The following is a 20292-nucleotide window of genomic DNA, read 5'->3' on the forward strand; positions in this document are numbered from 1 at the left end:
CCGCGTCCACCGCTATCGTAATGATGGATTCAATTCATTTCTGAAAGCACTTCATACACGTTTTGAATTTCAATAACCTTTAGATTCACGCGATGTTAAAACGGATTGCCGTATGTTTGATTATCATACGATAGAATTTTTCCGTGAGATTAATTGAGCGTACGGTTTGCGTGGTTCTTAATGGGTTCCACCTGCTGTCGTAGTATTTGGTCCAGTATCGGCCAAGCGTTCTTTATGACCGACTTTGCTTACTACCGGATTTTTCCAAGGGCCGGTAATGTCGTATTCAAAGGTAAAGGCGCGCATTAAAGGATCGCGTAAAAATAATTGTGCCAGAAAGGTGCCGACGCCGACTACCGGATTGATCGCCAGCACTGCTAATGACGCCGCACCGGCGTTGATTTCTGGTAGTACTGCTACGTGTAAATTTTGTGTTTCTTGCGCTATGTCGGCGCTGCCGCTGAGTAAAACCGTGGCAGCGACGCCGCGCATTTTAAAATTATCGGTGGTGGCTTTTCCTTGCGCGATCACTGCCGTGGCAGTGACGCTGTCGAAAGCAAACCCTTCAGAAAATACATCACGGAAATCTAGCGTCAATCTACGCGGCAAGGATTGCAAGCTCAGTACGCCTAGCAACTTGGCTACACCTGGGTCCACCTTAAGAAATTGTCCGGATTGCATATCGAGATTGATCTGACCGGTCAGTGAAGGCACATCGATTGAAAACGGCAGGCCCTTCCAGGTAACATCGCCATCCATGCGACCTTTCGCGGCTTTTAAAATGTGCGCGAATCCAAAACGTTCCAGCAATTTTCCCGCATCATGTACGTCTAGCGCATAGGTCAGATTAGTCACGTTGCTATCGTTGACCGTGGTCCATTTTCCTGCGGCTTTCAGTTCTGCATCAGGATTGCGAATCGATAGTTTGCGGATGCGCCATTCACTGCCGACCGGGGCGTGTACGTTATCCGCAACCAACTCTAGCCGTCCTAATTTTTTCCCCATTAACTGAAAGTCTTCTGCCACAATATCCAGACCGGGTATTTCGGTCGCTGCGTCTTTGCTTTCCAGTAATTCTTTGACGTCTGAAGTAGCGTTCTCAGGGATGATCAATGACGATAGCCGTGCTGTCACTTTGCTAAGACCATGACCAGAACCGACCGTATTCCAGGTTACATAACCCGACGCCTGAGTCGAGTCAATGTTCGCCTGCCAGATGTTTTTAAGGTGCGAGGCACCCACCATTACGTTGTTCAGTTTTTTGCCCATCAGGACCAGTTCGCCGGTCCGCACCGTTACTGCATCGGGTTCAATATATTGCGCAATCCCTGGCAATTGTGCGGGACTGACAGCACCGCTATTATGCTGCGACGGATCATTAGCGGCGCTGGCCAGTTTGCTCCACTCATCGAGGTTGAGTGATTTCGCGTTCAAATTAATGGCCAATCCGCTGTCGGGGTCCAGTGCTGGCGCGTTGACGCCGATCGCGCCGCGCAGTACTTTCCATTGCGCATCTTTATTGACAGATTTTTGTCGCTGATAACGCGCTGCGATGCCTGCGCCCAGACTGATGCGAATTTCGTCTCGCAAAAATAATGGATCGGGGGACGCTGCGCCCACCCATTCAAATTTCAGCGGCAAACTGTCGTTCGCATTCTTGCGCAGCGGTGCCGGGAAATTTAAGGCGATCCCCTGCAGACTAGAATCCACCAGCAATTCAATATGATGCTCGCGGACTGTCAAGGCCGCGGTATAGTGACTGCCGCCGCTGGCGTGGCCCAGAATATTCTGCACATTCGCGCTCGGATAGACTGCTTTTAATCCATCCATCGACGCATTGCCATCAATCTTGATTTTACTTTGGCCGTCCGGTTGCGTGCCGCCGCTGGCCTGTACCGGACCGCCGAGAAATGCGCCTTTGAAGCCGTTTAAATTGAAACCTTTTTGGTTGAATTCAAGCTTTCCGGTCACGTTTTGCAGCGGTGGAATTACCTTTTGCAGAACGACATCGTTATTCAAAAACTGTAATGTGCCGTTGACTTTAGAATCAAACGCGTGCGTCAAAGGGATGCGCAGGTCAAGCTGCAATTGCGCATTGCCCCTACCTTGAGACCCGTTGGTAAAGCCGCCGATCCAATGTTCAACCGGGCTATTATTGACGAACGTCAGAAAGTCCGGCAATGCTCCAGCGCCCTTCCCCTGAATGCTCAACAGTCCGTCATGCGACATCAGGTCGGGCACCGTTGCGACAACGCTGCTGAGCGCGACGTTAGTCGTTCTGGCGCTGTCGGCCTTGATTTGCAGTCGTGTGTTCTCCACCGATATGGTGCCGTTGATATGTTCCAACAAGGGCCATAAGGGTTGCTTGCCGTTCTGACCAAAAATACCGGGATTGTATTCCATCCTGCCGTTATCGATCTTCCCGAAAACGCTAAATTCGCCTTTGGCTTTTGCCTTCGGATCGGTCGGTGACACCGCAAATGGAAAATGGCTGAGCTCGCCTTTTAGCTTTATGCTGACCTCGCGCGCGGTCCCGTCCTGCAAAGCACCCACTAACCATTTCCGCAAATGTTCAGGCGTATGAAGCGGTAGATAGTTACCTATTTTATTGACCTGAAATGTTGTAATTCTTCCCGTCAAATCAATCATGCCGAGGCCTGCACCGTGCTTCTCACCCAGTGGCAGCAGGTGCGTACCCGACAAGGAGCCGGATAATCCATCTTGCACAAAATGCATACTATCTATTTGCAACAGCAGATTTTTTGCGTGGGCTGGAGAGGGTTGTGCTGGTTGTGCTGGTTGTGCTGGTTGTGCTGGTTGTGCTGGTTGTGCTTGCGCTAGGTGCGCTTGCGCTACCGGCATCGCTTTTAAAGCGCGTTTTTCCACTATTCTGTCCTGAATTTGCCAGCGCACTTTTAGGTCCAGGCGTTTAAAGGGCAAAACGGGTTCAGTAAAATAGCCCGGTAGCATCACACTCATTTTTTCCGATGCCAGATTTAGCGTGCCACCAGACTGGGTAACATCGATATTACCCGTCAAATTATCGACGCCGGGTATCGCTGGCATGGCGGATTGTGCTGACTGGGTTGCCGTTTTGGACCGCGCAGCACGCGGTAGCTGTGCGGTCAGCGTCAAGCCTTTGAACTGGCCTTTAGCGCGATAGGCGATGGCGGGGTTAGCGCCCTCCCATTGGGCTGAAAAATTTTGAATCTGACCACGCGGGGAATAATCTCTTAACATTTGTGACTGCGATGTGGTCAACGGCAAACGTTGCGCAAAATCTGCGACGGTTTGCAGGTCAAGCTGGTCAGCGCTGAGCGTATACTTCTCAGGACGGCTACCTTTTGCCGGTAAATAAGATTCACTTACGGTGGTACGCGGGAGTACCAGTCCGTCAGTGGTTTCAAAGGAAAAATTCGTCAATGCAACATGATGCCCATTGGCACCGAAAGTCGGTACGCCATCAGTCGGCATCGGACCGATTTCTTCCTGCGCTGAAACCCGACCGCGTACCTGACGCAACGTCAAGAGGTGCAGGTCTTTCCGCAAACGCATCGAAAGGTCGTTCAACTGTACGTCTGCATCAAAATCTACTACTTTGGCGTGATCCAGGTCTAACCATGCCCGTACTGAACCCTTGCCTTGATTCAGCTCGACAGGATAATCGACGTACGATTTCCACATGGTCAAATCCGTATTGCGTACGTCCGCGTAAAGCGTTCCTTTCCAGCGCGTCGCATCGGCCCGGTTTCTGGCAAATGCCGGAGTAGAAAATTCGGCACGGACATCAAGCGGCGCACCAAACGCTACAGGAGGCGTGGCCCGAGCGGATAGTTGGTGGTGCCGCCAACGATTGCGTAACACCACATTGACGTCCGTAAGTGCTAATTCCGGTGCGCCACGCAATTTGTCGGTCCAGTTAATGCGGCCCTGACGGATGATAATTTGATGCTGAGATAACACCCAGTCGACCCCGCCGCCGCCTGTGTCGCTTTTGTTATTAACTGGTATGCCAGCGACCAGCAGGTTGCCTTGTATATCCCGCTCTATATAAAGGTCCGGGCGGTCTATTTCCAGCGATTCCAGATGCAACGTGCCCATGAGCAATGAACGCCAGGAGATGGTAGCGGCGACCCGAGGCAATGTAAGCGCGGGAACGCTCTTCTGATCCCGTACGATGACATCGGTCAGGGTAAGCTGTGGGCGCAAACCTTGCCATGAGGCGACGATTGATCCGATTGAAACCGGGGTTGCTATCGTTCCACTGACGATTTGTTCGACGTTGCTTTTGTAGTGGCTAATGTTAGGCAATACCACGTAACGCAGAGTTAGAATGAGCCCACAAAATAGGAAGTAAATTACTACCAGCGTTGTTAACAGCAACCCTACCAAGTGATGGGTCACCTGATTAACACGGTTATATGCGCCCCGCATCGCACGCCACAATGAAGTGCCAGGACGAATGGACGCTAGGTTAGGTTCTTGCTCTTTAGGCATTAATTAATACAAAAAATAGTGATTTATAAAGTACCGCGTATGACCGCGTATTGACCACGTATGGGCGGCGGGATGACCGCGGGTTGACCGCATATGATCAAAGGTAAATCACAGCATAGAAGCCTCAAATGTAGCGCCAACAAAAAAATAGCGTAAAACGTGCCAAAACCGCCCTTAAACACTCAATTTCATGCCAATTTAGCCTCCATTAAGGCGTCCATTACATCATGAGTAGGGCCAATTGACTGTAGGTATCCCTGCCGCAACTGCCCCTCACGTCAAGGGCGATTGACGACGTCGGCACAAGCAGTCCTCTATGGTCGCATGGATTGTGATTGATAAAGATTAAAAACCCGGATAAGCCGACAAAAGTATTTCAAATCGATCTCATCCACGTCATCATAACGCTATCCGAATACTTAATTTGTATTTGCGCATTTAAACGTTGCCTGTTCATTACTCGTGGAAAAAAAGCCGTGACGCCCTCTCTCATTAGCACATTAGACGCCTCGCATTTTTATACCCGTTGGGTCAATGCCGAGGCCGGACGCCAGAAAAAAGTGTCTGCGCTTGCCCAATTATCCCTAACCCACACGCCATTTGCTAGTCTGTTACAAAATGAAACTGACGTTGGCATGCCGTTACCGCGGGGCATGAGAAGATTGCGAAACCTAATCGTCTGTACGCTCATTGAGCGCGACTTAACCGGCCACGCCGATCTAGAGGAAGTCGTCAGCACTATGACCGCATTCGCCGATTTCGCGGTGGGTACTCACCTTACGCACCTCATGGGTGAAATGGTGGCTTTGCATGGGATGCCTACCGGCAAAGAATCAGGTTTGCCCCAGGCGCTGATTATTCTCGGCATGGGGAAGCTGGGTGGCGGCGAACTGAATGTCTCGTCAGATATCGACTTGATATTTGTCTATCCGGAAGATGGCGATACTTTGGTGGATAGCCCGGCACAGCGCCCGTTGTCAAATCATGAATTTTTTATACGCCTCGGCAAAAAGTTGATTGCCGCCATCTCCGACATCACAGAGGATGGCTTTACCTTCCGGGTTGATATGGCGTTACGCCCAAACGGCGCATCGGGCTCTTTGGTAGCCAGCCTCAATATGGTAGAAACCTATCTGGTTATCCAAGGACGAGAATGGGAGCGCTACGCCTGGTGCAAGGCGCGCGCCATGACCGGAAATAGCGACGATATTGCGGCGCTTGAAGATATCTCGCGGCCTTTTGTATTCCGCCGCTATCTGGATTTTAGTACGATCGATGCGATGCGCCTGATGCACCGGCAAATCAGGGGCGAGGTATCGCGCCAGGAAATGTTGCATCCGGAACGGAATAATAACGTTAAGCTAGGCCGTGGCGGCATCCGCGAAATCGAATTTTTGGCACAGGTATTCCAATTAATTCGTGGCGGACGCGAGCATGATCTGCGCGACCGATCCACCCGCAAAACCTTGCATACGCTGGTTGAAAAGAATTTATTGAAAGAAGAGGTCGTAGAGCAACTTTTGGAAGCCTACGACTTTTTACGTAATCTGGAGCATCGCCTGCAATATCTGGATGATGCGCAAACCCACACGCTACCGGTCAGCGATAGCGAGCGCCTGCTAATTGCGCAGGCGATGGGATTTGGCGCGGTTGAAACCCTGCTAAGCGAACTAGAAAAACGCCGGGCGCTGGTTGCGGCCCAATTTGACGCCATTTTCAGCGACAAGCAGGATAAATCCTCCGCGCGCGGCGATGATGCCGCGGCACTATGTGGATTAAGCGACAGAGATAGCGTCGAGGCCATCGAAAGCACGCTGACCTCGCTCGGATTTAGTGATGTTACCGAGAACGCCCGGCGTCTTGCGTCATGCTGGCAATCGGGGCGCATACAGCACTTACCCGAGATAAGCCGCAATCGCTTCACGGCGCTGATCAATGTCGCGTTACCGATCATTGGCGGTTTGCCAGAATCTCATAGCAATGCGGAGTCAACCTCGCACCGCAATACGCTAGGTCGCTTGCTCGATTTTCTGGAAACGATTGCGCGCCGCGCCGCCTATCTGGCATTGCTGACTGAGTACCCTGTGACGTTACTGCGGGTTATCCGTATGATCGGGGCAAGCGACTGGGCGGCCAAATTTCTGACGCTGCACCCAATCCTGCTTGATGAGTTGCTCGATAATCGGTCGCTCAACACCGACCTCGACTGGCCCCAATTTGCGCAAGATTGTCGGCGCCAGATGGATGCGGTGGCGGGCGACACCGAGCGCCAGCTCGATCTGCTGCGCGAACTGCACCATGCGCAATTGTTCAGACTGTTAGCGCAAGATCTGGAAGGCAAACTGAGCGTTGAAGTATTGTCAGATCATCTCTCGTTGCTGGCCGACATTATGGTCGATACGACGATTCAATCGGTCTGGATGAGCTTTCCGAATCGCCACCGGGAGGTACCGAAATTTGCCGTGATCGCTTACGGAAAACTCGGCGGTAAAGAACTGAGCTACGCTTCGGATCTGGACGTGGTCTTTTTATATGAAGATGACGATCAGGACGCCCCTGCGCTCTACGCAAAACTGGCGCAGCGTTTTATTACATGGATGACCAGTCACACATCGGCTGGCATCCTGTTTGATATCGATATCGCTTTGCGCCCGGACGGTGCGAGCGGGTTAGTGGTATCGACGTTCGCCACCTTTGAAAAATATCAGCGCAATTCTGCCTGGCTGTGGGAGCATCAAGCCCTGACCCGCGCACGGTTTTGCTCTGGCGATGCCGATATTGGTGAGCGTTTTGAGGCGCTACGGGTGGACGTGTTGCGACAGGTCCGCGACCCGATCAAACTTGAACAGGAAGTACGCGCCATGCGGCAAAAGATGCGCGACGCCAACCGCAATCGTAGCGACTTGTTTGATCTTAAACACGATGAAGGCGGGATGATCGACATCGAGTTTCTGGTACAGTTTTTAATTCTGCGCCATGCTGCGCTGCATCCTCGGCTAACCGATGACATTGGGAATATTGCGCTACTAAAGTTATGCGGCGAACTGGGATTAATCGATGCCCCGCTGGCGACCGACACCGCGAACGCTTATCGCCTTTACCGTAAGCTGCAACATCAACGGCGTTTGCAAGGCGACGAGCGCGCGCGCGTATCATGTGACTGGGTTATCGCTGAAATACCGGTGGTGAAGAAATTACTGGCATCAGTGTACAGCGCTGGTTAATCGAATTCTTGGCACCATGGGATCGTAAGCATGCGCGTGGGCTTTGAATCCGGAGGAAACAGCTTTATTCAACAAGAATGTCCTCTAGCGATACCGATTGCTCGGTATGGATATTTTTTGCTTCGGTGATCCCAGGCGGCTTATCTATTTCCTTCAAGCCGATCACATTTATCTCCTTGCCATAGGGCAGACCATTGGTTAATTTTCGCACTTTGGTGATGCTCGTCACAACAAAAAATGCGCCCGGACAAAATAGCCATTCATTTTCCTCCCCTGCCTGAGATGCAGTGCGCTTGACCAGTGGCTTGGCAGATTTTGCCTTAATATGATAAACCGCCAGTGCCTTACCTACTCCGTAAAGTTTTTCGTAATGTAGCGCAGTTTCGAGCATATTACCGTCAGCGGATGCGGACATAAATGTAGGATGGTTGGTCACAGTATCGCCTATAGCCAGGTTCTTGGAATACGCTGCACCAACGTCGGAAACACGTAGCAATACGGTTTTTCCCGGTGGTGCGGGAAGTTTCTTCAACGCGCTGGATAAATTGATTGCCGCCGTTTTAAGCTCGGGCGTGAGCGGCCAGTCTCCGCGCAATCCTTTATTAATATAAAAGCTATTTTTGCTGAACCCCTGAATATGCTCACGTCCGAAAGATGTGCCATACCGCTCCTGTAAGGGGAGATAAGACCATCCCCTGACTGCCTCTTGTTCGGCGACAGGTAATCGGCTAAATTCAGTTTTATAATCTCTCGAAAACTTACGGCTCAGTACGGCTTTCCCGCCGACCCACTTTTTGGGATATTCCACCAACGCCAACAGGGTTGCAATCCATTTATCTTCGTCGCGGCCCGCAGCAAGCGTGTACTCATAGCTAAAATTTTTTTCATCCATATGGCCGGTTATAAGTGAACAGGCCGCACCTTCCATTCTCTTGCATCGGTTGCGAGCGCGATTCTGCTGGTGTCTGAGTCTTCTTTGCTTATTTTTCCTCCTGTGTTGCCTGATGCGCTCTGAAAGCTTGAACTTGTTCTTGCTGACGTTGATACGCTTAATGCCAGCTGGTTTTATTATTCCAGTATGCCGTAAGATTTTAGGACCGATGTTAGCTAACGTTCGCCCCCAGTCTATCGGAGGGAGAATAAATCCGGCCACTTCCTTGATAGCTGTCAAAGCTGATTTTTTTAAGTATGGCCTGGCCGCGTTAAAAATAATCTTGCGTAATCCTGCGCCGCCAATACCCGCCAGACGCGCAGCCTTGACTGCACCGTTCGTGGCCCTCAATCCGGCACTTCCCAACTTGAAGATGGGAATGCCGATAGATGCTAGTGTGATCACCAGATCCAGACTATCAAAGAACAGTTCTTTAAACTCTGGGGTATAGTGCGGATCATAATGCGAACGCTGAATTACATCAAAAAATGGCATCCAGCTAGCTAGTTCTTCGGGCCACGCCCGGTCCATATTTTGCTCACGAAATAGCGTAATAAACTGCCGCAAAAGAAGCCGCTGATCACTGCGTAAAAACGCTCCTAGTGAAACTCCTGCCGGCAACGAATAGCGCCACGGCGCGCGGATTTCGAGTCTCTTATTTTTGGGTAGCGGCGAATTATTCGGCCAAAGCAAGTTACCGAGCGCTGGAATAGAAATCACCCTCTGAGGCCACAAATCCCGTCGCGCAAGTGCTTCGAATTGCGTGTCGTTAATTAGTGCACTCGCATCTTCAATCACCAAAGCCCGGCCAAACGTACTGCTGGCGTAAATGGTCCCAGAGTCCCCCTTGATCAGATAGATTCGGTTATCGCCGGTTACCGGCCGCCTTATGATGTTAGGTGCCCCACCACGCAACGGCACACCGTCGTCCCGATAAGTAATGTCAAGTCCTATTACTGATCGATAAGGTCTTTCCAGATCGAGGGCGTTGATGCCTATTGAAATTTGCTGAGCGATGCTAGCGGCATGTCCTGTGAGGTGATTTTGCAGATATTCATTTAGTTGCTCGTAATAACGTCTCAAGCCAACCTGCGCGCGCGGACTCAATACAGGAATCCCGGGATTATTAGTCTTTTCAAACTGTCTGCGATGAAACCTGTGTATGGTTTCAACATCCAATACGGCGTAATGTACCGAGATAAATTTATCAATAAGATCTGGGTCATTGATAGAGAGATGAAGTTGTTTAACCTTAGCAATAAAATAGTAATTTAGCGCCTCCAACTCTGCTAAACGTTTTGACACACTTCGGCTGTAAGTCGCGGAGGTGGGGTCATAACATTCATTAGCAAATCTTAACAACACATGGTCCGAGGTGGCTGCCGTTACATCCGGATCTGCTAATTCATAGGTGACGATAAACTGACGGATAGCTTCGACTCTGGACTGCACCAACGATAGCGGTTGCAGTAATGTAAACTGCCTCAATTTCCCCCGTGCCTGACTTACCAGCACAGCCATATCTTTCTGCAACTGGAACTGGCTGTCATGCCGTTTTTTAACAGTCTTTATTTTGACTTCCAGGATTTCGATCAACCCTGCGGGGGCAATCTTACTGGTGCGGAGTTCGGTTAGTTCTCGCTTAAAGTTCTTGATGCGGGTTGCGTACATCACCAGAATACTCTCCGCAGAGAGCAGATCTCCTTGGTCCCTTAGTGCAAAAAACTCGTTCCGTTCTTCGGTGTATACGTCGTTTAAAATGGCGGCATATCGCTGCGATGTTGATGGGATAGCATGCAGTTTTAACGTAGGTGCGGTCTCCAGGTTATAAAATATGGCAAGGTAGGCAGTCCTATACGGATTTGGTTCTACGCGAACCTGCGTGCTTGATTCACTTTTTGTTTTAACCGTCTGGCCATTCACCCAAAACCGAGAAAATAAAGCGGCGCCCAGCCGCTGCGTAGCGCGTTCAAATTCATGATCCACATTTGCCAACAGGTTCGAAGAAAATTCACCGATCCCAGAAAATACAGGTGCGTTATTAATGTGTGTGGGCGCTGCCGCAACAGCAGGACTATTAATAACGACTTGCGCTGGAAAGATTGCTTCAAGGCCTCTCTCAGGTAGCGACAGCCTGTTTGAGATCGGTGAGGGCGATGGACTCGCTACTGCAGAAGGCGTCGTCGCATCGATTTTATTTTCAAAAAATATCCGATCTGACCCAAAAGAATTTTCGCCAATCTGTACGATAAGATGTGCGCCATCGCTTTTTCCCTTCAGCCATAAAGGAGGAAGGTCCTGATCACCTTCTGCAGTCTGCCGATCTGCAAAACGGAGCTTTATTTTGTGATTGCCGAATCCATTATGATCAATCGCTGCCGCAATATGCAACGCGCCAGACTCCGGCTTGCTAGCGTTGGTGGACGCACTACCTCCGTCAAAAATAAATGATAGCGGATCACGGCAAACCTCCGTCCGCCATAATGCCGGTGCAGTATGAATTTTTATTTCTGTCGCACTGTTTCTATTGAGGGGAATAAATTTTTCGGATAGTTGAAATTCACACCCTGCCCCCGGCATCGACATCGAAAATAACGGCCTGAACCGAACAGCCTCGGCAGGCTTGCCCAAGTCGATCGGCGTGATCGATAGGATCGGCAACTTTATTGCACCCGATTCGCCATGATCCGTATGCCCGGCATATACCAAACCACGGCCAAACACTGCATGCACCAACGCAATAAAGTCTGCGGGATTGGCCGGACTCAGGGATGGTAGCGAATGCAAAAGCGGACTAACCTGCGCGATCAACTCAAGCAGTAATCCCCAAGAACTCATTCGTTCTAATGGTTGCCATATCGGATTGGCAGGGCCAAAGGTAGCGTGATCTTGTCTGCAAGCCTGTTGCTGACTTCTGTAAACCTCGAGGGATTCCTCAAATGGCAGGCTCTGTAAAGGGTCGTCATCCAAAGCAAGCGATAAACCATAAGGCTCCAGTTCAAAGTCTATCAAGTGAATCAATGCTGCCACTGCGGCATGGTCGATCTCGTTACCGATCAAATGACTTAGCCATATTGTTAACAACATTGATACAGCGTGCTTTTCGCCGCTGATTTTTTCACCGTTCATAGTAGGTTCGGTCCAGCCGCCCTGTACATCAAGGCCTAGCGTGATACACAGCATGTCATTCTCTTTTGTGACGTTATACGTCGGTCCTTCCAACAGGCGGCACATCCCACCATGACCGATAAAACAGCGACATAGCGCGACTAACATACAGCTGCATTGCATTATGGGTTCTAGCAAGCCCACGCACGTTTGGTCTGAGTCATAAAAGTACGTGTACAAGCTGCCATTAAAAGGGGGCAGATTATTGTTAGTTGCACTGTCATCCAGAAGGTCAGTGAAACGCTGTTGAAATCTCTCCATGCGTATCCCAGCCGCACAATCGTAGACATCGCGCTTAATTTCATCCAGCAGTTCCTGTAATGACGAAACAAACTGCTGCCGTGGTTTATTGGGAGTAGATGAACGCGGGCATGAAAATGCAAACGCATCTGCGCTGGGATTTTGCCTGCGCCACGCAGCGTTTGGGCCGGATATCATAAAGGAACACCTTGCGTACTCGACGATAAACTTTCAGCGGGCGTTTTGCTGCAGCCTGCCCGGTATCCCAGTTGGGAGGGGATATAGTTTACGGTCATCTCCATCGGGTCAGCAATCAGTTTTCGATCATGCAGACGTAAAAATCGATGGCCCCCTCTTTTTTGCAAGGCTAATTTTGATATTGTGTCGGGCAGGCGCGCTTAACGACATTCTGGAAAAAGGAAACGACTCTTATCGCTTTAAAACCGAAAATCGCACTTCGTTTAGCCATAAAGTGGAAAGTATTAGGCGCTGATTGAAGCCCTCCCTTAAAACCTTATCGAACTCGCGAGCGCCTAAAAATATCTAACCGAGCCGCATTGGAATTGACTGCGCCCCCTGCCAGGACGCGCGACTTCATAGCTTCAGGGTTAATAAGCCGCAACCAGGGTCAGACGGAAAGATCGCGATTCAATAGGATGAAAATGGACGCCCAATGTCGATGCGCCAGCTGCCTCCGAGGATAAGCGTGACGGATAATAATAGTCAATCGCCGAGGCCTGGCGATTGGTCAGGTTATAGCCTTCAAGTTCTACATGCATGTTCCGATTAATCTTGTACCCGATCCGGCCATTGAGTGTGGTTGTGCTGTTGGAACGAACGCTATTGTCTTCAATCAGAGGGCGGGGGCCGAAGTAGCGCAACTGTAACGCGCCAAAATAAGGGCCGACATGGTCTAAGGCCAATGCCACCGACGCTACCCCTTCAACGGCGCCCGGGATACGATTTCCGACCGGATCCGGGTCCCGAAAGTGCGCCCGGGCGAAAGCCAGGTCGGTATCTATGGTCAACCACTGCGTCACTTTGTAGTAATTGTTAAATTCAAACCCTACACGCCGACTGGGCCGACTTGCTTGTGTCGTGCCAGCATCTCCGGAAAATAACAATTCTGACGCAAAATCCAGCCGATACAACGAGAATGAACTTTGCAGGCCGGGTATGATCTCTGTGCGCGCGCCGACTTCAAGTCCTTTGGAGCGCACAAGAGGTGGCACCCTAGCCGCAGGCGCGGCACTATTTTTAGGGTCTACCGTAATCGTCGTGCCACGCGCGTCATTGCTGTGAAATCCTGCGCCAATGTTAAGGTAATACTCCGTCTTCGACCAAGGGCCAAAAATCATGCCTAGTTTCGGGCTGGCGATGCTGGAATGCACGTTTCCTGAATTCGCCGAGTTATCACTTTTTACATCGAAGCGGTAAACATCCTCGCGAATACCAACGACCGTTTTGAATTTCTCCGCCCAGGAAGTTTTGTTTTCGACATAAAATCCAGCGCTACTTTCAACTATATGATCCTCCCGCGTGGTCGAGAATCGTTGCCGCGCCACCGTGCTTAACAAGCCGTTGAAAATATTGTCATTTTGCAACTGTAGACCGATGGTAGTTTCCGACTCTTTTCCAAAGATAGGCGTTAAAAGCGCTTGGCTAGCATTAAAGCCCGTGGTCGTGCGCCGATCACGCTGGTTGAATTGGTCACCGTTGACAGGATTTTCCAAAAAATAGGTGAAATTTGAAAACAAATCCAGCTTGTTATGCAGAACGTACGCATTGATGTTGGTGGCTCCTTGCTCAGTCATTTGATGCCAGTCTGCCGACAGGCTGTATCGATGTGAAAGGCCGCCGTCGGTAGGGTCAATCGCGTCAAACCGTCCTAATGTTCCTGCATCGACGGCACGTTTTGCAATTTGATCCGTTGCATTCCAGTGGCCGTGATATGCCATCGCGCTAATACCAAATCCATTGGTTTTAGTTCCCTGGCTGTAGCGTAATACACCGTTTAATTTCTGGTAATCATCTGGGTGCGTGAACGGTCCGTCATTGTGAAATAGTTCAAGAGCGTAAAGTAGATTGCCGTAGCCGAACGCAGGAGAGTCGGCCAGCATGAGGCGCCGATAACCGTTTTGACCGAGGCCGACACTGGCGATACGGTGTTCCAGTTTATCCGCATAGACCACGCTAGCGGAACCGGCCGAGCTAAAATCGCCCTCCGAGGCATAATAGGGTCCTTTTTTGTAATCGAGCCTGGTGACGAGCTCCGGTATGAGAAAATTAAGGTCTGTCCACCCTTGCCCGTGGGCATGACTGCGTTGATTGACCAACATGCCATCCACCGTCGTCCTCAGATCTGTACCGTGATCCAGATTAAATCCGCGCAGATAATATTGGTTGGCTTTACCTTCGCCGCTGTGTTGACTCACGATTAGTCCCGGCACCGCTTCTAGCGTTTCTCCGGGGCGGTAGACCGTTCTTGCTTCCAGTTGCTGCTGGGTTACCGTACCGGCGTTTGCAGAATCCGCTATGCCGATCTGACTTGTGCGCGAACTTTCGATGACGATGCCATCCAGTACTTGGTCCGCCGCAAACACAGGGCCTAGCAGGCTCAACGACATCGTTCCCAGCACTGCGATGGACATCGAGAATCGCCAAAGAGCAGAAGGGTGTGCCTGGTTGTTTATTTTCATGATGGCCTCAGAAGGACATTGAAGAACAAGTAGCGGAGAGACTAAAATTAACTTATTGAAAACGTTATTATATTAACAATAAAGTATCATGAATTCCCCAAGGCTGATACTAAAACCAGATCACTTGGCAGCATTGAACCTTGTTGTGACACTTATCAACACTTATCGACACCTATCGACACCTATCGACACTTGCATGCAGTTTGTAGCCGAAGGGACTTTTTCCATGCGTTTTGGTCCATTTCGCATAGACGTTTTTTTGCGCCTGCTCGTGGGCCTTCCAGTCGATAGGCACGATGCTGTCTGGTCGGTAGCGGGGTCTTCGCGTTTGTTGCGTTGTCCTGCCACCTGCACCTGGGATGCGCCAGCAATTTTCCCAAAGCGCGCCACGTAACCGTGCGCCAATGTAAAACGGGTCGTGGTCCTGAAAGGTAATCGAATAAATGAGGTATGCAAAACCAGTTCCTCTTCATTGTTCTCTTATCCACAAGATGCTGGTGCCGGTACGATTATTGGTGCGCTGTATGAGTGATACTGTATTAAGTGCAGCGCGGCCCAGACTAATTTTGCTGTTTACCAGAAAAAAGTTACTGGAAACCCCGACATTGGCCGTCACTGGGGATTGCGTGGCAAATAACTGTGTCACCCGCGCTAACACCTGTTGCATGTCTACAAACGGTGTTCCTCGGCGACTAGAAACCAGAATTTGCGCGTCCGCCACTGATAGTTTTCCAAAGCACGCTGCCAGTACCTCAGCCGGGGCGGTATTAACATTGATCGGCGTCGGAACCGGTAACACGACGACAAAATCCTTCACTTGACGCAGCATGTCTAGCGTAAAGTTGGGTAAAGACAGCAGATCGTCAGGCTGCAAAATAGGAAGTATCTCAACCTCGGCGTGCCGCGTTTGCTGTCCTGATGCTATCAAGGGTATGGTGACCGGTTGCCCGGCGGCGATAGCCTGCGCTACAACTGTGGCCACACTGACAGGAACATGCAAGTTGTCCAGAAGGCGTTTAAAAATTTCCAGCTCCTCAGGATTAACGAGGCCATTGGCACTGAGATTATTCAGGTTGTAGCGTGATTGGGCATCAATGATATGACCGGAAAGGACAGCGCCACCGGCATCCACCACTTCGGCGCTGGATCGTCCGTCGTCAATATATTGGTCAAGGCGCGTGTCCACCAGCGGAGTAGCCCAGGGCTGGTCCAGATGATCCACCAGCGATTGGCGTCCGCCTGTGCGCAAAATCAGGCTAGCCCAATCCATCGCGCCACGCATTACCCAACTTTTTTGTAGTTGCATGCGCTGGTTTTCGATGGAGCGAATCTGCACTTGCTGTTGCCAGAACAGGCTGGCTACGATGGTGACTGCCAGCGTGGTCAGCAGCAAGGCGGTAACCACCGCTATACCACGCTGCGAAAAACGGGAGCAAAACGGGGGAACGGCAGATGCGCTCATGTCGCGCCGAGCAAGAAAATTTTAACCATGCTGCCATCACGTCCGCGTGTTCGTAAATTGACTTCAAGTCCAGTCCATCGGTTAGCGCCTGGCCTGGGGTCCAGGCTAGCCCCTGCGGATGCTGCAGGTTGGCGCCAACCTAAACCGTCACTCCCCCACAATTGAAACTGCATAGCGGCGATATTCGATTGCAAGACCACAACCGTGTTCTGCGACACGTTATCGGTATTGTTGGTTGTGTCGCTAAGCGTTGCCTGCCACATCGCATCAAGCTCGTTTAAATTGCGGGTGGCGACGGACTCCTGGCGCGTCAGTACGCCATTGCGTAAGCGGTAATCGACTATTTGAACATGGCTTGGTGTCTGCTCGGCAAACACCAATCGCACCAGCAACAAGCGATCTTGGGCTGCGAGCAATGTAGGACGCGCCAATAGCGTATCGCCCGGTGCCAGTTGGGCACAGTCGCTTTGTAATTGCGCAAAGGTTAATTGCATAGCACGTGTTTGCTCCATTTCTGTGACGAGCGCAACACGGGCGCGAACGATACCATCGAGTCCGCGCCAGCCCAGCACAGCAACCATCGCCAGTATGGTGATCGCAACGATTAATTCCACCAAGGTAAAACCACACGCTACGGATCGTAGATGGCACGGTCTGACTTCGACATGGAACTCATCAAGCTGCCTATTGCCCATTGGGAACCACCTGCGTCAGATTGACGATGCGGCGGCGCTGTTTGGTAACATCGAATACTGAGACTTCAACCCGTCGGAAATACGGGTTCGGTGTGCCTGATACATACTCTTCGCATATGAGCTGCAACTCACCTTGCGAGCAACTGAAAGAACTATTCCCGATTGAAGGCCATTCGTGCCCCAGACGCAGTTGCGTTAATTTGTTTTCAGCTGACCAAGTAGCCATCATGGCAGCCCGCAGGGCAGTGCTGTTTTGCGTCAAGCTACCGACCGCACGCAGACTAGCGCCCAGAGATGTGGCGACAAGGACCAACGCCACCAGGACTTCCAAAAGGGTAAATCCTTTTCTAAAACTAAGCGCGCGCAGACTGGACATTTATTCGCCCCAAAAATGACCGATACCGTTAGCGCGGATAATAACGCTGGTTTCACCGCTACCATTGTCGTTCGCACTCCGCGCATTACAGATCCCAGGAGCCAATATCCGCATCGATGCCCTCTCCCCCTGGACGACCATCCGCACCGTACGTGAACACATCAATCTCGCCCTTGATGCCGGGCGACAAATATTGATACGGATTACCCCATGGGTCTTTAGGCAGCTTATCGATATAGCCGTTGGCTTTCCAGCCATTTGCAACAGGGCCAATAGTTGGTTTGTTAATCAAGGCCTGCAAGCCTTGTTCGGTAGTTGGATAGCGCTGGTTGTCGAGTTTGTACAGTTTCAGCGATGACATCAATGTCGCGATATCGGCGCGTGCAGCCATTACACGCGCATCGTCGGTCCGGCCCATCAATTTAGGCACCACCAGCGCCGCAAGAACGCCCATGATAACGACGACTACCATTATTTCAATCAGCGTAAAACCTCCCCGGAGATCAGAGCGAAGAGAATTATTACTCAGCAAATGTGCATTCGGATCACGCATTTTATCTGCTCCCCCGATCGCTGCTTATGCAGAAACTGTAAAAATTCTCAGATCAAATAAGCGCTCTACGAGCCAAATCGTAGCAATTAACACGATGAGACTAGAACCGAAAGAAAAAACGGCACTGCGATAAAACATCGTTCTGCGAATAGCATATGCCAAGGGCAAAAATACCGAAACAATGACAAGCTGTCCAATCTCAACACCGAGGTTAAACCCAACTAATGCCAGTAACAACGATGACTGTGGAAGTCCCAGATCTGTCAGCACACTGGCGAAACCAAATCCGTGAATCAATCCGAACGCAAACGCCACCATCCATCGCTTCCCTTGAAACAACGGGAACAGATTGTTAAGCGCGGCCAGTATCACTGATGCTGCAATCGCTGATTCGACCCAGCGCGACGGCAGCGATATCACCTGCAATGTCGCTAATGTGAGCGTGATTGAATGCGCTAACGTAAAAGCGGTAACGATTTTCAGCACTTCGACGAACGAAGCCTTGAAACTATCCGACGGGCGACGCTCCTTGTCGCCGAGCTTAAGCACGGCGGGTAACAGCAGTGATAACAAAAACAGAATGTGATCGAAGCCATTCCAGATGTGCCAAATACCCGTCACCAGATAGTCGTGAAACTGTGCGAGCTTGCTGGCTTCACGTAACACCAGGGTCTGGTGAGGTGTATCCGGCGAAAAAATGGCGGTTGAGGTTTGACCACCAGACTGCAAGTTAAGTAAGCCACGATGCTGCGGATCGATGTCAAACAGGAGGCGATAATCAACATCAAGTTTTTCGATCTGCGCGCTACAACTTGCAGTAAAACGTAACACTAAATAAGCGCCATCGCTGTGCGTATCGATCAACTGCGGACCGCCCGCGATCAGACATTTGGTGCCAGCGTTGGAAAGCGTCAGGCGTCCCAATGCATAGGCTGCGATGTCGCGCTGACGGGCACGGATTTCACCCCATGTCAGCTCACCGTTGCCATCCTGATCCAAACCGATGGCAAAATCAAGATCGCGTAGTGCGATATCCCACCGACCGTCAACTGTCTTATCGCTCACCATTAAGGTGAGATAGCTGTCACTTGGCTTATGGGCGTGGGCAGTAGCGCAAAGCAATACAGTCGCTGCCAGCATAAGGGTAATTAAGAAGCGCTTCATTTCATGAACTCGCATTGACTTGGGCCACGAGCGCATTAATGACTTGATCCTCGAGCCTGGTCTTTTTTAGCCAATCGAGCACTGGTTCGGCCGCAGTCTTATTATTCGCAGCTAGCGCAGCTTCCAGAAATACGCGCACGTCGGCTGGCTCTTTTTGAATCGCCCAATTACGCTGCGCCAGTTTCAACGCTGACGGCGCGCGATGCATGAGCTGCAATTCAAAACGTGACTGTTCACGCTGATGTACCGTGTCCATACGCAACATCGCCGCGGCGAAACGTGCATTAAGTACTGCGATCTGATCGGCGGCACGGTTGCCCGTTGACGCTAAAGCTAGCGTATAGCGCAGCAGCAACGCATCAACGCGCGTCTTATCTTTGAGCAAAGGGATCACCTCAGCGGCGCGGTGATGATCCAACAGAAAATCTGCATATGCGCCTAATAAATAACTGTCGGCATCGTCATAGGTTAACGCCGTTTTGAAATGTTTTTCTGCCGCTGAAAAATCACCTAGCCGTCCGGCCATTTCAGCAAGTAAAGTTACCACCCAAATCCTGATGCCGGGATCTACGTCCGTGGCGTTATCAAGCGTTGATTTAAGACGTAGGTAACTCTGACGGGCCTGTCCATTCAAACTAGAAACATTCGTCAGGCATGTAATGGTAATCAGCACAGGTGCTATTTCCCGTAACGCATTACAGCTCCGGGTGGCGCCCGAGTAGTCGCCCATCACCTGCAGCACCGTGGCCCGGGTTATCCATGCTTGCGCATTGCGCGGATCGGCCTTTACTACTGCGTCCAGATCAATTAGCGAGGCAGGGAACTGATGTGTGCTTTGAAGTAAAGTGGCACGCAGGACACGCACTTCGGTCGGCGGATCGGCCTTGTTATACCAAGGCACGAGGGCCGCTTGGGCATAACCGAGATAGCGTGGATCTCCCTCGACACGCGACTGGGTGATATAACGACGGGCAAGCGTCAGTGCCAACGATATATCGCCGGGCGATGCAGCCAGACGACTACGCAACGCTTTGAATTCAACCTGAGACGGATCAGTACTTCGCGGTAAATATTCAATCACTTCCGCGTCGCTAAGCGGAATATACGGCGCGCACAATGCTGGCAACCCAAAGCTTGCAAATAGTAATACCACCGCACGGGCCTTGAAAGATGTCATGGATATCCACGTTGCGCAAAAGGTCTTCAGACCCCCATTCGTTAACCTCATAGCCATGGCAGAGGAGAAACCGCTGGCACAGCAAATCCTCACTGAAACGGGTCAC

Annotated in this window: 10 protein-coding genes; 1 reads left to right on the forward strand and 9 read right to left on the reverse strand. The window is 50.9% G+C overall.

Annotated features, from left to right (window positions below):
- Window positions 1-177: 177 nt before the first annotated feature.
- Complete coding sequence (locus HAV38_RS21865; RefSeq protein ID WP_245182274.1) at window positions 178-4497, reverse strand: YhdP family protein; 4320 nt, start codon at window positions 4495-4497, stop codon at window positions 178-180.
- A 476-nt stretch (window positions 4498-4973) separates the two neighbouring features.
- On the opposite strand from HAV38_RS21865, the gene glnE reads away from it, so the two are divergent.
- A complete protein-coding gene (gene glnE / locus HAV38_RS08385) occupies window positions 4974-7721 on the forward strand; it encodes a bifunctional [glutamate--ammonia ligase]-adenylyl-L-tyrosine phosphorylase/[glutamate--ammonia-ligase] adenylyltransferase (protein WP_168054355.1) in 2748 nt (915 codons plus the stop codon).
- 64 nt (window positions 7722-7785) lie between these two features.
- On the opposite strand, the gene HAV38_RS08390 is transcribed toward glnE, so the two are convergent.
- From HAV38_RS08390 to HAV38_RS08425, 8 genes are all read right to left on the reverse strand, one after another.
- The gene (locus HAV38_RS08390; protein ID WP_184013463.1) at window positions 7786-11928 is read right to left on the reverse strand and encodes a hypothetical protein; all 4143 of its coding nucleotides are present in this window, start codon (window positions 11926-11928) and stop codon (window positions 7786-7788) included.
- A gap of 740 nt (window positions 11929-12668) precedes the next feature.
- Window positions 12669-14687 (reverse strand): TonB-dependent receptor, encoded by a 2019-nt coding sequence (locus HAV38_RS08395; protein WP_245182276.1) that lies wholly within the window; start codon window positions 14685-14687, stop codon window positions 12669-12671.
- A 541-nt stretch (window positions 14688-15228) separates the two neighbouring features.
- Window positions 15229-16221 (reverse strand): type II secretion system minor pseudopilin GspK, encoded by a 993-nt coding sequence (gene gspK, locus HAV38_RS08400; protein WP_168054359.1) that lies wholly within the window; start codon window positions 16219-16221, stop codon window positions 15229-15231.
- On the reverse strand, window positions 16218-16916 hold the full coding sequence (locus HAV38_RS08405; RefSeq protein ID WP_168054361.1) for a PulJ/GspJ family protein: 699 nt from the start codon (window positions 16914-16916) through the stop codon (window positions 16218-16220). Before HAV38_RS08405 ends, gspK begins: the two co-directional genes overlap by 4 nt.
- Window positions 16906-17292, reverse strand: a complete 387-nt coding sequence (gene gspI / locus HAV38_RS08410; protein ID WP_168054363.1) for a type II secretion system minor pseudopilin GspI — start codon at window positions 17290-17292, stop codon at window positions 16906-16908. Before gspI ends, HAV38_RS08405 begins: the two co-directional genes overlap by 11 nt.
- Before the next feature lie 85 nt (window positions 17293-17377).
- Window positions 17378-17845 carry a type II secretion system major pseudopilin GspG gene (gene gspG / locus HAV38_RS08415; RefSeq protein ID WP_168054366.1) on the reverse strand — a complete coding sequence of 156 codons (468 nt, stop codon included), beginning with the start codon at window positions 17843-17845 and terminating at the stop codon, window positions 17378-17380.
- Between the two features lie 24 nt (window positions 17846-17869).
- A complete protein-coding gene (locus HAV38_RS08420; RefSeq protein ID WP_168054368.1) occupies window positions 17870-19009 on the reverse strand; it encodes a HupE/UreJ family protein in 1140 nt (379 codons plus the stop codon).
- A gap of 1 nt (window position 19010) precedes the next feature.
- Window positions 19011-20186 (reverse strand): tetratricopeptide repeat protein, encoded by a 1176-nt coding sequence (locus HAV38_RS08425; RefSeq protein ID WP_245182275.1) that lies wholly within the window; start codon window positions 20184-20186, stop codon window positions 19011-19013.
- Window positions 20187-20292: the final 106 nt, after the last annotated feature.

The organism is Glaciimonas immobilis, assembly GCF_011947285.1.
Classification (GTDB): domain Bacteria; phylum Pseudomonadota; class Gammaproteobacteria; order Burkholderiales; family Burkholderiaceae_D; genus Glaciimonas; species Glaciimonas immobilis.